This is a genomic window from Thalassolituus maritimus (genome assembly GCF_900156675.1).
GTDB classification, from domain to species: Bacteria; Pseudomonadota; Gammaproteobacteria; order Pseudomonadales; family Oceanobacteraceae; genus Thalassolituus; species Thalassolituus maritimus.
This window is the reverse complement of sequence record NZ_FTOH01000029.1, coordinates 1-1,198: the sequence shown is the minus strand read 5'-3', so window position 1 is coordinate 1,198 and position 1,198 is coordinate 1. Positions and strand designations below refer to the sequence as shown.

Annotated in this window: 1 protein-coding gene; it reads left to right on the top strand. The window is 46.8% G+C overall.

The annotated features are described in order from the left end of the window. The first annotated feature begins 215 nt into the window (after positions 1–215). Positions 216–1,163, top strand: coding sequence for an IS110 family RNA-guided transposase (locus BW941_RS17580; protein WP_139325888.1), 948 nt, complete (start codon positions 216–218; stop codon positions 1,161–1,163). The last annotated feature ends 35 nt before the right edge of the window (positions 1,164–1,198 follow it).

The following is a 1,198-nucleotide window of genomic DNA, read 5'->3' as shown; positions in this document are numbered from 1 at the left end:
CTTGTATGGTTCAATTTCATTGTTAACCGCTATTCCCTCGACAGTTTTATATATAAGGTGAAGCCCGTAGCTAGCGGCAACTAGTTACCGGAGAAGTAATCCGATCTGCGACAGGTACTCGATACCGTTAACAAGCCTGGATGCTTCTCCGACCCGATTTTAACTCGAACAGTCGAATGGGCTTCTAAGCCCGAATCTAGCAAGTACGGGACGCTATGACAATGAAACATGAGAAGAAGGGTATTAACGTCGGTATTGATGTCGGGAAATTCCAGTTGGATATTTTTATCTGGGAACGTGATCGCCACTTTACCGTTGAAAATAATGAACAAGGTATTCGTGAAGCCATCAAGATACTTAACCGCTATAAGGTTCAGTGCATTGCTATGGAGGCCACTGGACGCTACGAAATGGCATTCGCTTCAGCAGCCTTTGAGAAGGACTTACCAGTAGCGATCGTACGTCCGGTACTGATCCGACAGTTTGCTCGTGCCGCGGACCAGTTAGCGAAAACGGATAAGATTGATGCCAGAATCATCGCTCGTTTCGCTGCAGTCATGGAGCCCAGGATAACTAAGCAAAGAAGTGAAAACCTTCAGTTAATCAAAGACTTGGTTGTCAGACGCCGTCAACTAATCCAGATACGCACTCAGGAGACGAATCGTAGTAAAGTCATGGGTAAGCAAATGGAACGCTCATGCAACCGGATACTGAAAGCCCTTGAGAAAGAGATCCAGTGGGTTGAGGACAGACTCTCAAAATCGGTTGAAGCTGAGCCTTCTTGGCTTGAGCGAAAAGAATTACTGGAAAGCGTTCCTGGTGTCGGCAAAGCTCTTATCTGGACACTGCTCTCCGAAATGCCAGAACTTGGTACGCTGAACAACAAACAAATCAGTGCCCTTGCCGGCCTTGCTCCAATCAATCGTGACAGCGGAAAGTCGCAAGGAAAAAGGCGCATTCAGGGTGGTCGATACAACGTCCGTACAACGCTTTACATGGCCACACTGAGTGCAACGCAGTGCAATCCCATCATTGGTGGGTTTTATCGTCATCTGGTTAAGCAGGGAAAGCACAAAAAAGTGGCCTTAACGGCAGCGATGAGAAAGTTTTTGACCATCCTGAATGCGATGATCCGGAATGGTCAGGAGTGGTCTTATGAATAATTATTTAGCTACGGTTGAACCACAGTCGCTTGTTA

Bases quoted from the DNA above. Each gene is read 5' to 3' on its own strand.
- BW941_RS17580 (WP_139325888.1), top strand. From the start codon at position 216: ATGACAATGAAACATGAGAAGAAGGGTATTAACGTCGGTATTGATGTC.